Raw genomic sequence first — 14,852 nt, 5'->3', positions numbered from 1 at the left:
AATATAATTAATACAGGTGTGGCGAACGTGATGCCCGACGTCGAATAACAGCGCCGACGCGTCGCTGAGCCACACCAAAAAATGTTTGCGCCGATCCATCCGCCAAGGGACTAGCGGCTCTTGGACGCAACCACGGGGTAGCTATTGATGAGCATGCTTGAACGGGATCTTCAGGATGTGAATCTCGACAAGATCGAAGAGGCCGATGATGACGCCATCGAGAGAGAGGAGGAAGAACCGCGACTTGATGAGGTAACCAGCGTCGACGAGACAGCCTTCGAGAAGGCGCTGAATCGTGAGGACCGTCATCATCATAGTCTCGATGCCACCCAGATCTATCTGAACGAGATCGGTTTCTCGCCGCTCTTGACGCCGGAAGAGGAGGTCTTTTACGGACGCCTCTCCCAGCAGGGCGACCCGATGGGCCGCTCGCGGATGATCGAGTCCAACCTGCGTCTGGTGGTCAAGATCGCCAGACGTTATCTCAACCGCGGCCTGACGCTGCTCGACCTGATCGAGGAGGGTAACCTGGGGCTGATACGCGCCGTCGAGAAATTCGATCCCGAGCGCGGATTTCGCTTCTCGACCTATGCCACCTGGTGGATTCGCCAGACCATCGAGCGCGCGCTGATGAACCAGACCCGCACGATTCGCCTGCCGATCCATGTCGTGAAGGAACTCAACATTTATCTGCGGGCAGCACGCGAGCTGACCCAGAAGCTCGATCATGAGGCCACTGCCGAGGAAATCGCCGACTATCTCGACAAGCCGGTGGATGCCGTCAAGAAAATGATGGGCCTCAACGAGCGTGTGTCGTCGGTGGACTATCCGATGGGCGGCGAAAGTGACAAGCCGCTGATCGATACGCTGGCCGACGACAACGACCAGGGCCCTGAATCCTGCCTGGTCGACGGCGACGTCAAGCAGCATGTTGACGACTGGCTCGCCGAGCTTACCGAAAAGCAGATGGAAGTGGTCGTGCGCCGCTTCGGCCTGCGCGGGCATGAGGCGGCCACGCTTGAGCAGGTAGGCGAGGAGATCGGCCTGACACGCGAACGGGTCAGGCAGATCCAGGTCGAGGCCTTGAAGAAGCTGCGTCGAGTCCTCGACAAGCAGGGACTGTCGCTGGACGCGATCTTCGAATGAGGAAACGCCTGGCATGAGCCGGCCGTTGAACGCCGATATCGACCTCGACGCTCTGCGGCACAATTACCGCCTCGCTCGCGGCCTCGCTCCCCACAGTCGAACGCTCGCCGTGCTCAAGGCCGATGGCTACGGGCACGGCGCCATTGCCTGCGCTCGCGCTCTCGATGGCCTGGCTCCGGCCTTTGCCGTGGCCAGTCTGGAGGAGGCCGCGAGCCTGCGCATGGCGGGCATCACCACCCCCATTGTGCTGATGGAGGGCATCTTCGAGGCGTCAGAGCTCGGCGATGTCGAGGCGTTGAATCTATGGATGGCCGTGCACAGCGATTGGCAAGTCGAGGCGCTGCTCGCCTATCGTCCCGCTCACCCGATTCCGGTCTGGCTCAAGGTCGATTCCGGCATGCACCGCCTGGGCTTTGCTCCCCACCGCGCCGAGGCGGTATGGGCGCGGCTGGCTGCAGCGTCGGCGCAGGCGTGCGACCTGCACCTGATGAGCCACTTCGCGACCGCCGACGCCATGGAGCCTGGCTATTTCCATCAACAGATGGCCGTGCTGAGCAAGCTGGCCGAGCGGCTCGACGCACCGTTGTGCCTGGCCAACTCGCCGGCGACGCTGGCCTGGCCCCAGGCCTACGGCGCCTGGAATCGCCCCGGGGTGATGCTCTACGGCAGCGATCCATTGGAAGCCTCCAACGCGACGAGCCGCCAGCTGCGGCCGGTCATGACGCTGCGCTCGGCGATTATTGCCGTGCAGACGCTCGCCGCCGGTGAGCCGGTGGGCTATGGCGGGCGCTGGAAGGCGCCTCGTCCCTCGCGAATCGCCGTGGTGGCCGGCGGCTATGGCGATGGCTACGACCGCCACGCCGCAGACGGCACGCCGGTGCTGGTGGCGGGGCGACGCGCGGCCCTCGTCGGCAAGGTGTCGATGGACATGCTGACGGTCGACATCACCGACATTCCCGAGGCCGATATCGGCAGCGAAGTGGTGTTGTGGGGTCGCGCCGCGACGGGAGAGGTGCTGTCCGTCGACGAGGTGGCCCGTCACTGCGACACCATCAGCTACACCCTGCTGACCGGGGTGCTGCCGCGGGTGCCGAGACGGTATCATGGCGGCGCTGATTGAGCGCTTACTGCTTTTTCTTCAACGCCTCCAACGTCCTCAACGTCATCGGGCCAGGGCATGCCACGTAACGACCGACCCCTTTCGTTTTTCCATCCGCGCTATTGGGCCACCTGGCTGGCCATCGGCGCCATGCACGTTGCCGCCTGGCTGCCCTGGCGGCTCAAGCTGTGGACCGGCACGCTTATCGGTCGCCTGGCCCGACGATTCGCCGGGCGGCGGCGTCGCATCACCGAGACCAATATTCGGCTGTGTTTTCCTGAGCTAAGCGAGGCGCAGCAGCAGGCACTGGTCAAGGAGACGCTCCGGGCCAACGGCATCGGTATCCTCGAGACCGCCACGGCCTGGTGTCGCGATCCCGAGCACCTGCGTCATCGGGTTGTCTTCAAGGGCCAGGCGCACATGGCGCGGTTGCAACGCGAGGGGCAGGGCGCGCTGATTCTGGGCATGCATTTCTCGACTCTCGATCTGGGCGCGGCGCTGCATTCGCTCTTCTTCCGCGCGGACGCCGTCTATCGCCCCCACAACAACCCGCTCTTCGATCGCTTCATGGGTCGCGCCCGTCAGGATTACTTCGACGTCACCCTGGACCGCCACGACCTGCGCGGCGTGGTCAGGCGGATCAAGGCCGGGCACTGCGTCTGGTATTCGCCTGACCAGGACTTCGGCCGCAAGCCCAGTGTCTTCGCGCCCTTCTTCGGGATTCAGGCGGCTTCGGTCAGAATGACTGGGCGTATTGCGCAGATGACTGGCGCGCCGGTGATACCGTTGATCTTTCATCGCAACCCGGATGACCGCACCTACACCATGGAGTACCTGCCGCCCCTGGAAGACTTTCCCAGTGGCGACGACGTGGTCGACGCCACTCGCATCAACGCCGTCATCGAAGCGGCCATCCGCAAGCATCCCGAGCAGTATCTCTGGCTGCATCGGCGCTTCAAGACCCGCCCCAAAGGCGAGCCGCGGCTTTATTCGCGATAGCCTATTCTCGATGGCTCCTTTGCGATGGGCTTATTCGCGATGCTCTATTCACGAAAACCGAGCTGGTCGGGAAGCTCGAGGCGATGCTCGCCGCTGTTCAGGCGTGCGTTGATGAAGTCGCGATCCAGCCGGTGGTCGGCGGCCTCGGCCAGCGCGCCGATGACCCGCTCGGCATAGGCTTGCAGCAACGCTCGCTCCGCCCCTTCGGCATACAGCGAGAGGCTCTTCAACGCCTTGAGCAGGCTCAAACCGATAGTTATGTCATCGTGGCCGTAGTGGAGAATCGGCGAGAACACCCGGTAGATCAGGCTCTCGAAGCTTTCCGCCGGCCAGGTGACGCGCAAGCGGTCCTCATGGTCGAGCATGGCGTTGCAGGGGGTGAAATTCAGCCGGCGGCGTAGCAAGTCGGTCAGCTGGTTGATGCACAGGCGTGCGGTGCCCGGGTCGTTGATGCCGGGCGACAGGGCCTTGACGGCCATTTCCATCAGCTGCGTCAGGCCATGAACGTGTATGTCCTGAATCGACTCACCCTCGCCATAGAGCATATGCCCCCGCGCCTCGTCGGCCCAGTCGGGATCGGGCTCGGTGGACGCGTCGACATACAGCAGCGGGAAGTCGTCCAGGGTGAAGTCGCCTGGAGAAAAGTTCAGATAAATGACGCCATCGATGCGGGCGGCAAGTTCGGCGAGCTTGGCGAAATTGGCGTTCTGGATAAATCCCGTCTGGCGTGAGCGGATCTCGTGAAGTGAATGCGATGCGGACATCGAAGCGGGTGTCGAGGCGGGCACCCGCGCGAAGCGGGGCGACTGCTGGCGATGCTTCAGTTTAGCCAGCGATCGGCTCGTGGCCAGATGCAGGCCGGCGACTACCGAATTGACCTGCACCGTCTGGGACGTCTTGTGAATGAAGTAGACGAACAGGGCCAGGCAGTGGATGACCATGGCCACCCCCAGATAGGCGGCAAGCGAGCGCCATGTGCCGGGAGACCCGCCGTTTTCCGGCACCATCAGGAGCATCAGGATGAACAGGATGGTGCCCAGATAGTTGCCCAGCACCCATTGATGGTGGCGCTCGGTCACCAGGCCAAAGACCAGCTTGTGCGAAAACTGGCCACCGGCCTGGGAGAGCACCGACATCACCATCGAGAAACTGAACACCACCAGCGATATCATGCCGGCGATCAGCGTCGAGAGCAGCGTGCGCAAGGTGTCGGTATCGTTGAAGCGCACGAACTCGAGCCAGCCGGGCATCGAGATGAACCCTTCGCGCGGTACCACCGCGAGCAATCCCACCAGGAAATAGCCCAGCGCCAGCAGGCTGGGCAGATAGGCAATGCTCTGGCGAAACGCCTTGGTGATCTGCAGCGGGTAGTGGAGCGGAGCGATCATCGAGACATCCTTGCAGGGCGACACGAACGGGGGGTGCAAAAGCGGTCAGCGCGAACCGGAAAATGCGTTAAACGAAAAGAAGCCCCGCCTGAAAGAACAGACGGGGCTAATGGCTCAGCATGGCCAGCGAGCCATCAGGCGTCAATACGCTTGTACTTCATGCGGTGCGGGGTATCGTTACCGACCCGCTTGCGATGATCGGCCTCGTACTCGGTATAGTTGCCCTCGAAGAACTCGACCTGCGATTCACCCTCGAAGGCGAGGATGTGGGTGGCGATACGGTCGAGGAACCAGCGATCGTGGGAGATCACCATGGCGCAGCCAGGGAAGGCCAGCAGGGCTTCTTCCAGCGCACGCAGGGTCTCGATGTCCAGGTCGTTGGATGGCTCGTCGAGCAGCAGCACGTTGGCGCCCTGCTTGAGAGTCTGGGCGAGCTGAAGACGACCACGCTCACCGCCCGAGAGCTCCGAGAGGCGCTTCTGCTGGTCGTTGCCCTTGAAGTTGAAGCGGCCGACATAGGCCCGCGACGATACCTCGTAGCCATTGATGTTGAGCATGTCCTGGCCGTCGGAGACCGCCTCCCACACCGTCTGCTTGTTGTCGAGCGCGTCGCGCAACTGCTCGACGTAGGCGATGTCGACCGTGTCGCCGAGCACTACCTCGCCGGCATCGGGGCTTTCCTGGCCCGTGATCAGCTTGAACAGCGTCGATTTGCCGGCACCGTTGCCGCCGACGATGCCGACGAGGGCGCCCTTGGGAATGCTGAACGACAGGTTTTCGTAGAGCAACTGGCCATCGAAGGCCTTGGCCACGTCGTGAAACTCGATGACCTTGTCGCCCAGGCGCGGACCGGGCGGAATGTAGATCTCGTTGGTCTCGTTACGCTTCTGGAAATCGCCGGACTGCATCTCCTCGAAGCGGTTGAGGCGCGCCTTGCTCTTGGCCTGGCGGCCCTTGGCATTGCTGCGCACCCACTCGAGCTCCTGCTTGATCGCCTTGTTCTTCGAGGCCTCCTGCTTGGCCTCTTTTTCCAGGCGCTGCTCCTTGGCCTCGAGCCACTGGGAATAGTTGCCCTCGAAGGGGATGCCCTGGCCACGGTCGAGTTCGAGAATCCAGCCGGCCACGTTGTCAAGGAAGTAACGGTCGTGGGTGACAGCTACGACGGTGCCGGAGTAGTCATGCAGGAAGCGCTCCAGCCAGGCCACCGATTCGGCGTCCAGGTGGTTGGTGGGCTCGTCGAGCAGCAACATGTCCGGGTTGGAAAGCAGCAGACGGCATAGCGCCACGCGGCGCCGCTCGCCACCCGATAGATTGCCGACACGAGCTTCCCAGGGCGGCAGGCGCAGCGCTTCGGCGGCGACTTCCAGTTTGCGCTCGAGGTTATGGGCGTCGGACGCCTCGATGAGATTCTCGAGCTTGGCCTGCTCGGCAGCCAGGGCGTCGAAGTCGGCATCCGGCTCGGCGTAGGCGGCATAGACGGCGTCGAGCTTTTCCTGGGCCTGCTTGATCTCGCCCAGCGCCTCTTCCACGGTCTCGCGGACGTTCTTCTCGTCGTCGAGTTGGGGCTCTTGGGGCAAGTAGCCGATGTTGAGGCCCGGCATCGGACGCGCCTCGCCTTCAATTTCGGTATCGACGCCGGCCATGATGCGCAGCAGCGTCGACTTACCGGAGCCATTCAGGCCCAGCACGCCGATCTTGGCACCCGGGAAGAAGGACAGCGAGATATCCTTGAGGATATGTTTCTTGGGGGGCACGACCTTGCCCACCCGGTTCATGGTGTAGACGTATTGCGCCATGGAAAGCCATTTGGTTGGGGGATGTCAGTGGCCATGATGATAGTGGCCGGGCCGGGGAAAGGCCAGCCTCGTCACGGCCGGCCCTGGGGAAATCGCGCGACGCCGCCGCGATGCCGGTGGCGCCTTGTCCTGCTTGTCCCGTCTATTCTTCCTCGAGGCGCCAGTCATCCTCGATGGCGCGGCGCAGGCGGCGGTCTTCCAGCAGTGCCTCGACACGCCGTCGCGCGCGCAGGGTATCGGCTCGGCTGCTGGGGCGTGAACGGCCGTAATCGTCGTCGTTCATCGCCTCGTGGGTATCCAGCTCGTCGTCCAGCAAATCGTTGACCAGGGTGCTGCGGCTCATTCGATATCCTCCCCGAGCCCCAGTTGATGAGGGGCCCATAACATTCGTCATCGCTTCTCGTCCGAATGCCGGGACATGAAGCGTTATCGGGCAACTACGGTTGCCTGCTGGCTATATATAGCGAGATGGAGGGAAGGGCAAGGCCTGGCGGCGTATTTTTTGTGTCGATTGTTATCGTGCGACGTCGTGTGAGGTTCACTCGAAGGCCGGAACTTCACTCGATGCCATGTTGCTGCTTGAGGCGCTCGAGTTCGAGCTGCGCCTCGACGCGCTCGGTCACGTCCTTCTGAACGCCGATGTAATAAGTGAGGTTGTCGTCTTCGTCAAATACCGGGGTGATCGAGAGCTCGTTGTAGAACAGGGTGCCGTCCTTGCGATAGTTACGCAGCACCTCGCGACAGGGGCGGCCTTCGGCTAGCGCCTGGCGGATAGCAGCCAGGCCCGGCTGGTCGCGGTCCTCGTTCTGCAGGAAACGGCAATCGCGATAGAGAATCTCGTCGGTGCTGTAGCCCGTCAGGCGCTCGAAACCCTTGTTCACGTAGATCAGGATGTTTTCGTCGCCTTCCTGCTCGGCGACCACGATGCCGTCTTCCGAGGCATCGATGATGCGTTCCAGCAGTTCGGGGCTGATCAAGGGGGATCGTTTCATTCTGGGCGTTCCTGTCGCGAATCCTGTTCTGGTCGCCAGGGGTGGCGACATCAGCACATACCAGTGTCTGCTAACATCATGGCGAGGCGCGGACGGGATTTCAACGCGTGAGGCGCAATGCGCCTATTCCACCTCGTCGAGCCGCTGGGCGCTCACCGCTGCGGCCAGCGCCATGATCGCCAGCAACACCAGCAGTGCCGCGGGTCCAAGCCACTGTGCCAGCGCCCCGACGACACCGCCCAACACCAGCATCAGCACGCCGGTAAAGGTATTGGACAGCGCCACATAGAGCGCTCGATTGTCGCTTCCAGCCATGTCGACGATATAGGTCTTGCGGCCCAGGCGAGCGCCGGTATGCACGATCACCAGCAAGGCATAGACCAGCGCATAGGGGACGACCGTTTCAGTCCAGGCGCCCGGCAACCAGGCAATAGCCGCCCCGAGCAAACAGCCGGCCGCCGCCCCCAGGCCGGCATCACGCATGACGACCCGGCTGGAGGCATCGGCACGCTTGCCCCAGAGGGGGCTCGCCAGCATCCCGGCAAGCCCCGACACCACGATCAGGATGCCCAGCCCGCCGAGTTCGGCACCGCTCTGACGCTGGCCGAGCAGGGCCACGTAGGGTAGGGCCAGGGCGCTTGAGAGCAGCAGGCCGCGCGCAATATTGAAATGCCGGAAGGTGCGATCCTCGCGCAGCAGGCGCAGTCCCAGCATCAAGCTGTCGCGGATACTCTCGCCGCCCTCCACGGCACCTGGCGTTTCGTGGATACGCGCCGCGCACAAGGCATTCAGCGCCCAACCCGCGGCCGCCACACCCAACAGCACGGCAAGCGCGAGCTCACCCGGACGCTCGTCGAACAGCATCAACACGGCGCCGGCCAGCAGGGTCACTGCACCGGCCACGCTGCCGCTCCAGCCCATCAGGTTGCCGCGGCGCTGCTTGGCGATCGTCTTGCCCATCACGTCCTTGGTGGCGATCGATGACAGCCCCCGGGCCAGCGACAGCAAGACCAGGGCCAACAGTACCAAGGCACCACCGACCCCGCCCTGGCCGACCAGCGCCAGCAGGGCGAGGGCGACCGCGGCCAGCGCCTGCAAGGCGCCACCGACGACCCAGACCCACTTGCGCCGCGGCTTCAGGCGGATGAAGCCCGCCACGAACAGCTGCGGCAGCAGGGCACCGGACTCGCGAATCGGCACCAGCAGCCCGACCATCCACAGTGGGGCACCGATCACCCCCAGTAGCCAGGGCAATACCAGCCTCGCGCTGGAAAGCTCATCGGCCAGCTTGTTGCCGAGTGCCGCCACAAGGTGAAGAAAAAAGTGGCGAGGCTGCTCCTCGCAGGCCTCGTCGGGAATGTCCTGGCACATCCGGCTGTCCTCGTCGCCGGTAAGCCATTCATAGAGATGGGTCTGACTGATAGGGGAAGAGGCCATCGTCGGGTCCTGGCTGTTATCATCGGGTAAGGTCCGTTTGAACCACTATCGTCACAACACGGAGGTTGCCATGCCACGCATTCGCATTCACTACTGTACACAGTGCCAGTGGCTGCTGCGCAGCGCCTGGTACGCTCAGGAGCTGCTGTCCACCTTCGGCGAGCTGCTCGACGAGGTCGCCTTGGTGCCCTCCCACGGCGGATACTTCGAGATATTCTACGATAACGAGTCGCTCTGGGAGCGTAAGCGCGACGGCGGCTTTCCTGATATCAAACCGCTTAAGCAGGCCGTGCGCGACCGCCTCGATCCATCACGCGATCTGGGGCATATCGATCGATGAGCCTGGTCGCCGATCAGGATCGTCAGGCGATGCTCTATGGCCTGGGCGCGGTGGCGCTCTGGTCGACGGTGGCGACCGCCTTCAAGGTGGCGCTGGGCTACATGGGCCCATTGGAGCTGATGTGGCTGGCATCGCTGGTGTCCTGGGCGCTGATGGGCGTGCTGGTAGCGCGCCAGGGGCGGCTGCGTGAGGCGCTGAGGGGAGGCTGGCGCACCGCCGCCTGGGCCGGGCTAATGAATCCGGTGGCCTATTATCTGGTGCTGTTCGCCGCGTATGACCGGCTGCCCGGCCAGGAGGCGATGGCGCTCAACTACACCTGGGCGCTGGCCATGGCCTTTCTTGCCGTGCCGCTGCTCGGTCAGCGTATCACGCGCATGGACGTGCTGGCCGGGCTGGTCGCCTATGCGGGAGTCTGGGTGATCGCCACACGCGGTAAAGTGTTCGATGTCGCCTTCGCCGACCCGCTGGGCGTGGCCTGTGCGTTGGCCTCGACGCTGATCTGGGCGCTCTACTGGCTGCTCAACGCGCGCGACCATCGCTCGCCGCTGGTCGCCCAGTGGCAGAACTTCAGCGTCGGGGTGCCGGTGCTCACGGTATTGTTGCTGGTCGGCCCCGGCCTGCAATGGCATGGCGCGCTGGCCTTCGGCGCAGGCGTCTACGTGGGGTTGTTCGAGATGGGCATCGCCTTCGTATTTTGGCAGCTGGCAGTCCACAGGGTCTCGCGCACCGCCAAGGTCTCGAACCTGATCTTCCTCTCGCCACCGGTGTCGCTGCTGCTGCTGTTTCTCGTCGTCGGCGAACCGATTTTGCCCTCGACCCTGATCGGGTTGGTGCTGATCCTTGGCGGACTGGGGCTCCAGCAATGGCAGAAAAGTCCGGCTCTAGCCGTTCAGGAAAGCAGCTGATATTCGAACAGCAGCTGCTTGAAATTTTGGCGCTGGTGGGCGAACAGGTAGACCGATACTTGCCCCTGCTCGGGCCAATAACGATAGATGACGCGGTAGTTATCGATAAGGAGTTCACGAAAGTGACTGATACCCAGTTCCAGCGCGAGGCGGGAGGCAGGATAGGTCTCCGGCCTTTGCGTTAGTCGTTCCAGGCTAGTTGCGATCAAGCCGATGGCGATGTCCTCGACCTGGCTCACTTCAAGCTCGAGCCGATCAAGCAGAAAGTTTTCGCAGGCTTCCAGGGAGGCATTCGCCGTTTCCTCGAATACCACATGCCAGTGTGGTGTCACTCCGCATCACCTCGCCTGGAAGCATGGCGCGTTTTTACGCGCTCCATGAACTGCTCGGCGCTCATGGTCTTGCCTTCCTCGCGGCTCTTCTCGCCCAGGCTCAACAGCTTGAGCAGGGCGATGGCCTGCTCGCGACGCTCGTGGGCGGCGTAGGATTCCACCACATAGGTCGGCTTGCCCTTCTGGGTGATGATTAATGGCTCCTCGACATCCAACGTCGCGGCATTCTGTTTCAAGTAGCTGATGGTTTCGGTGCGCATGGCGCGTGCCCCGCTGTTGGGTATCCAATGGTCAGAATATAGACCAAGAATAGACCGCTCGCTACTCGACCGCCTGCTCGGCGATATCGGTGCCATTGCGTTCCAGCAGCGGTTCGAGCACCGGCCAGACGTTGTCGAGGATGATCGGCTGCGCCTCGGTGGTGGGGTGGATGCCATCGTCCTGCATCAGCCCGTCGACCAGCGCCACGTCTTCCAGCAGGAAGGGCAGCAGCGGGAGATCGTAGTCGTCGGCCAGCCGAACGAAGACGTCGGCAAAGGCATTGCGATAGGCTTGACCATAGTTGGGCGGAATATCGATGCCGAGCAGCACCACCTCGGCATCAACCGCCAGGCTCGCCTCGATCATGCGGCGCATGTTGGCCTCGAACTGGGTCGGGGGCAGGCCACGCAGGCCGTCGTTGCCGCCGAGTTCTAATAGAACGATGTCCGGCTCGTGCTGTCCGAGCAATTCGGGAAGCCGGCTGGCGCCGCCGCTGCTGGTCTCGCCGCTGATGCTGGCATTGATCACCTTGGCCGTGGTGTCCAGGCGCGCTTCGAGCAGCCCGACCCAGCCCGCTTCTTGTTCGATGCCATAGGCGGCGCTCAGGCTGTCTCCCATGATCAGGATCACCGGGCGCGGCTCGGCGATCGCCGGGGCCGCGACCAGTGCCAGCAATACCACCAGCCACCGGGCCGTCGCTCGTGTCACTGTCCGCCTCACGACAGCGCCAACCAGACCTACAGGGAATGCTCTCACCATGACCAATGCCTCTCGAACGGATGTCACGCCGATTCTACACGCCGACCATCTCGTCAAGGAGGTCGATAGCGGCGAACGGCGCCTCACGATTCTGAGTGACCTCAGGCTCACGGTGTTCCCTGGCGAAAGTGTGGCCATCCTCGGCCAGAGCGGGGCGGGCAAGTCGACGCTGCTGGGGCTGCTGGCCGGGCTCGACGCGCCGACGCGCGGCGAATTGTCGCTGTTCGGCCAGTCATTGGCGGCGCTGGACGAAGACGGACGGGCGCGGCTGCGCGCCGGCCGGGTCGGGTTCGTGTTCCAAAACTTCCAACTGCTGCCGACCCTCACGGCGCTGGAGAACGTGCTGCTGCCGCTGGAACTCTCGCCCCAGCCCGATGCCGAGCAATGCGCCCGCGACTGGCTGACCCGCGTGGGGCTCGGCGAGCGGCTGAACCATCTGCCCAAGCAGCTCTCCGGCGGCGAGCAGCAGCGTGTGGCATTGGCCCGCGCCTTCGTCACCGGCGCCGAGCTGGTATTCGCCGACGAGCCCACGGGTAACCTCGACCCTGCCACCGGCGAGCGCATCATCGAGGCGCTGTTCGACCTCAACCACCAGGCGGGCACCACCCTGGTGCTGGTGACCCACGATCATGCCCTGGCCAGGCGCTGCGACCGCTGCCTGCATCTCGAAGGCGGCCGGCTGGTCGAGCGGATGCCCGAGGAGGTCAGCGCATGAGCCAACCGACCCGGATGGCGACAGGCACGCGGATGCTGCGTCTCTCGGCCCGCGGCTTGATTCGCGACCTGCGCGCCGCCGACGTGCGCGCGTTGTTCATGGCGCTTGCGCTGGCGGTCGCCGCCTCGACGATGATCGGCTTCTTTCTTGACCGCCTCGACCGCGGCCTGACCCGCCAGGCCGGGCAGCTGCTCGGCGGTGACCTGGTGCTGGAGCAGAGCCGCCCGTTCGACCCCGAGCTGCGCCGCACCCTCGAGGAGGCCGGCCTCACGCTCAGCGACCAGGTCGATATGGTCTCGATGATCCGCCATGACCAGGCGTTCCAGCCCGCGAGCCTCAAGATCGTCGACAGCGTCTACCCGCATTACGGCCAGAACCGCGTCGACCTTGGCGAGGGCGTCGAGTTGCTTGCTCACGGACCCTCGCCGGGCGAGGTGTGGCTGGCGCCACGTCTGGCCCAGCTGCTCGAGGTGGAGGTCGGCGACCGCGTCAATGTCGGCCAGACGGAACTCGCGGTCGGCGGGCTGATCGAGCGTGAGGCGGACCAGTCCGCCGGCTTCGGCAGCTTCAATCCCCGGTTGATGATGCACATCGACGACATGGACGCTACCGACCTCGTCCAGGAGGGCTCGCGGGTCGAGTTCGAGCTGCTGGCCGCCGGCCCGGCGGAGGCGGTGGAGAGCGTGGCGCCGCTCGTCGAGCGGCTGCGCCGTGAGGGGGTGGAAGTCCAGGACGTGACGCGCGACCGGCCCCAGCTCGGCTCCGCGCTGGAGCGTGCCGAGAAGTACCTGAGCCTCGCCGGGCTCGCGGCGGTGCTGCTGGCCGGGGTCGCGGTGGCCATGGCGACAAGGCGCTACGTGGATCGTCACCTGGATACCGCGGCGCTGATGCGCTGCTTCGGCGCCACCCAGGCCGAGCTGGTCCGGCTGTTCTCGCTGCAACTGCTGTGGCTGGCGCTGGCCGCCTCGGCGGTCGGCGCGGTGCTGGGATTGATCGGCCAGGCCGCGCTGCTGCGGTTGTTGTCTACCTTCCTGTCGCTGGAGCTGCCACCCCCGGGCCTGCTGCCGCTGCTGATGGGCGTGTTTACCGCCCTGGCGGTGCTGGTCGGCTTCGCCGGACCCACCTTGTTGCGATTGAAGAAGGTCAGCGCCCTCAAGGTGCTGCGCCGCGAGCTCGACCCGCTGCCGGCCTCGGCCTGGCTGGTGCTGGCGATGGCGAGCCTGGTATTTGGCGGCTTGCTGTGGCTCTACTCCGGCGATCTGTGGCTCTCGGTGGGGCTGCTGGTCGGCGGCCTGGTGATGCTGGGCGTGCTCTGGGGGCTCGGCAGCCTCTTGCTTGGCGGGGTGCTTCGGCTCGCTTCCGCCTTGCCGCGCCGCGGCGGGCAGGAGGGTGGCCTGGCGCAGGCGTTGCGGCTGGGCGGTCAGCAACTGGCCCGCCGGCGCAGTGCCAGCCTCGGCCAGCTGCTGGCGTTTTCGGTGACCTTCTTCGCCATGGCGATGATCGTCATGGTGCGCGGCGACCTGCTCAGCACCTGGCAGGACCAGCTGCCCGAGGATACCCCCAACTACTTCGCCATCAACATCCAGCCCGCCGAGCGCGAGGCGTTTGCCGAGGTGCTCGAAGGCGCGGCCGATGCCCGCAGCGCCCTCTACCCGATGGTGCGCGGACGTATCACCGCCATCAATGACCAGGACCCCCGTGAAGCAGTGCCGGCGGAATCGCGGGGCGACAACGCCCTGCGCCGCGAGCTCAACCTGACCTGGCAGGACACCCTGCCCGAAGGCAATCGCCTGGTGGAAGGGGAGTGGTTCGACGCGCTGGAGGACGACGCCGGCTGGTACGGCGAGGTGCAGGCCGAGGCCAGCGTCGAGCGCGTGCCGATCTCCATGGAGGACGGCCTGGCCGAGCGCTTCGGACTCGCGCTGGGTGATACCCTGACCTTCACCATCGGCAGCGCCGAAGTCATAGGCGAGCTGACCAGCCTGCGCAACCTGAACTGGGACAGCTTTCGCCCCAACTTCTACGTGATCTTCCCGCCGGGGGTGCTTGAGCGCTTCGGCCATAGCTACATCACCGCCTTCCACCTACAAGATGGCGAAACCGAGACCCAGCGGAGGCTGGTGCAGGAATTCCCCGGCGTCTCGCTGCTCAACGTCGATGCCATCCTCGGCCAGGTGCGCGACGTGCTCACCCAGGTAACACGGGCCGTGGAGCTGGTACTCGGCTTCGTGCTGCTGGCCGGGGTCAGCGTGCTCTATGCTGCGCTGACCGCCAGCCGGCCGGTGCGCGCCCACGAGAGCGGCCTATTGCGCGTGTTCGGCGCCGGCAATCGGCTTCTTGCGCGCGTGCAGGGCGCCGAGTTCGCGATTCTCGGCCTCGCCAGCGGCCTGATGGGCGCGCTGCTCGCGGAACTCGCCGCGGCGGGTATTTACATAGTCTGGCTCGACCTGGTGCCGCGGATACACTGGGGCATGTGGCTGATTTTGCCGCTGTTCGGGGCGCTATTGATCGGCGCCATCGGCCAGCTGCTGTCGCGCGGGCTGCGTCGTCAGGCCCCGGCGGCGAGCCTCGGCCTGCTCGGGGAGGCATAGGCGCCTATCGGGACGCGCCCTTGGGGGTCAGACTTCAAGGGCGTTCGCGCCATTGCGATTATTCAATGAATGGTGGGCTATACAAATGCCAA

Annotated in this window: 15 protein-coding genes; 7 read left to right on the top strand and 8 right to left on the bottom strand. The window is 64.5% G+C overall.

Translation table 11 applies throughout. The features are described from left to right. The first annotated feature begins 147 nt into the window (after positions 1–147). From rpoS to lpxL, 3 genes are read left to right on the top strand one after another with little or no spacing between them, the layout of a single operon-like run. Positions 148–1,146: an RNA polymerase sigma factor RpoS gene (rpoS, locus tag BM341_RS04080; RefSeq protein WP_089793164.1), complete on the top strand. Its 999-nt coding sequence runs from the start codon at positions 148–150 to the stop codon at positions 1,144–1,146. A 13-nt stretch (positions 1,147–1,159) separates the two neighbouring features. Continuing rightward, on the top strand, positions 1,160–2,266 hold the full coding sequence (alr, locus tag BM341_RS04075; RefSeq protein ID WP_089793162.1) for an alanine racemase: 1,107 nt from the start codon (positions 1,160–1,162) through the stop codon (positions 2,264–2,266). A gap of 57 nt (positions 2,267–2,323) precedes the next feature. After that, positions 2,324–3,244 carry an LpxL/LpxP family Kdo(2)-lipid IV(A) lauroyl/palmitoleoyl acyltransferase gene (gene lpxL / locus BM341_RS04070; RefSeq protein ID WP_089793160.1) on the top strand — a complete coding sequence of 307 codons (921 nt, stop codon included), beginning with the start codon at positions 2,324–2,326 and terminating at the stop codon, positions 3,242–3,244. A gap of 44 nt (positions 3,245–3,288) precedes the next feature. On the opposite strand, the gene BM341_RS04065 is transcribed toward lpxL, so the two are convergent. The 5 genes from BM341_RS04065 to BM341_RS04045 all read right to left on the bottom strand — a co-directional run bounded on the left by BM341_RS04065 (position 3,289) and on the right by BM341_RS04045 (position 8,857). Further along, entirely contained in the window at positions 3,289–4,632 is a 1,344-nt protein-coding gene (locus tag BM341_RS04065; RefSeq protein WP_089793158.1) for a DUF2254 domain-containing protein, read from the bottom strand. A 134-nt stretch (positions 4,633–4,766) separates the two neighbouring features. Then, positions 4,767–6,428, bottom strand: a complete 1,662-nt coding sequence (ettA, locus tag BM341_RS04060) for an energy-dependent translational throttle protein EttA (protein WP_089793157.1) — start codon at positions 6,426–6,428, stop codon at positions 4,767–4,769. A 142-nt stretch (positions 6,429–6,570) separates the two neighbouring features. Next, on the bottom strand, positions 6,571–6,771 hold the full coding sequence (locus tag BM341_RS04055; protein ID WP_089793154.1) for a PA3496 family putative envelope integrity protein: 201 nt from the start codon (positions 6,769–6,771) through the stop codon (positions 6,571–6,573). A 214-nt stretch (positions 6,772–6,985) separates the two neighbouring features. Continuing rightward, on the bottom strand, positions 6,986–7,420 hold the full coding sequence (locus BM341_RS04050) for a PAS domain-containing protein (protein ID WP_089793152.1): 435 nt from the start codon (positions 7,418–7,420) through the stop codon (positions 6,986–6,988). Between the two features lie 123 nt (positions 7,421–7,543). Beyond that, positions 7,544–8,857, bottom strand: a complete 1,314-nt coding sequence (locus tag BM341_RS04045) for an MFS transporter (protein WP_089793150.1) — start codon at positions 8,855–8,857, stop codon at positions 7,544–7,546. A 70-nt stretch (positions 8,858–8,927) separates the two neighbouring features. Here BM341_RS04045 and BM341_RS04040 point away from each other — a divergent pair, with 70 nt between their 5' ends. Continuing rightward, positions 8,928–9,197, top strand: a complete 270-nt coding sequence (locus BM341_RS04040) for an Rdx family protein (RefSeq protein ID WP_089793149.1) — start codon at positions 8,928–8,930, stop codon at positions 9,195–9,197. Continuing rightward, the gene (locus BM341_RS04035; RefSeq protein WP_245784152.1) at positions 9,194–10,102 is read left to right on the top strand and encodes a DMT family transporter; all 909 of its coding nucleotides are present in this window, start codon (positions 9,194–9,196) and stop codon (positions 10,100–10,102) included. The genes BM341_RS04040 and BM341_RS04035 overlap by 4 nt, the downstream gene beginning before the upstream one ends. Here the strand turns inward: BM341_RS04035 and BM341_RS04030 are convergent. From BM341_RS04030 to BM341_RS04020, 3 genes are all read right to left on the bottom strand, one after another. Next, on the bottom strand, positions 10,087–10,434 hold the full coding sequence (locus BM341_RS04030) for a type II toxin-antitoxin system RelE/ParE family toxin (protein WP_089793147.1): 348 nt from the start codon (positions 10,432–10,434) through the stop codon (positions 10,087–10,089). The two genes, BM341_RS04035 and BM341_RS04030, sit on opposite strands and share 16 nt — an antisense overlap. Next, a complete protein-coding gene (locus BM341_RS04025) occupies positions 10,431–10,694 on the bottom strand; it encodes a type II toxin-antitoxin system Phd/YefM family antitoxin (RefSeq protein ID WP_089793145.1) in 264 nt (87 codons plus the stop codon). The genes BM341_RS04030 and BM341_RS04025 overlap by 4 nt, the downstream gene beginning before the upstream one ends. 61 nt (positions 10,695–10,755) lie before the next feature. Further along, on the bottom strand, positions 10,756–11,454 hold the full coding sequence (locus tag BM341_RS04020; RefSeq protein WP_089793143.1) for an arylesterase: 699 nt from the start codon (positions 11,452–11,454) through the stop codon (positions 10,756–10,758). Between BM341_RS04020 and BM341_RS04015 the strand changes: the two genes are divergently transcribed. Beyond that, complete coding sequence (locus tag BM341_RS04015) at positions 11,453–12,169, top strand: ABC transporter ATP-binding protein (RefSeq protein ID WP_089793140.1); 717 nt, start codon at positions 11,453–11,455, stop codon at positions 12,167–12,169. The two genes, BM341_RS04020 and BM341_RS04015, sit on opposite strands and share 2 nt — an antisense overlap. After that, positions 12,166–14,760: an ABC transporter permease gene (locus tag BM341_RS04010; RefSeq protein ID WP_245784151.1), complete on the top strand. Its 2,595-nt coding sequence runs from the start codon at positions 12,166–12,168 to the stop codon at positions 14,758–14,760. The genes BM341_RS04015 and BM341_RS04010 overlap by 4 nt, the downstream gene beginning before the upstream one ends. Positions 14,761–14,852 lie beyond the last annotated feature (92 nt).

Source organism: Halomonas korlensis (assembly GCF_900116705.1).
In the GTDB taxonomy this organism is placed as follows: Bacteria; Pseudomonadota; Gammaproteobacteria; order Pseudomonadales; family Halomonadaceae; genus Halomonas; species Halomonas korlensis.
This window is presented reverse-complemented; position numbering and strand designations above follow the sequence as displayed.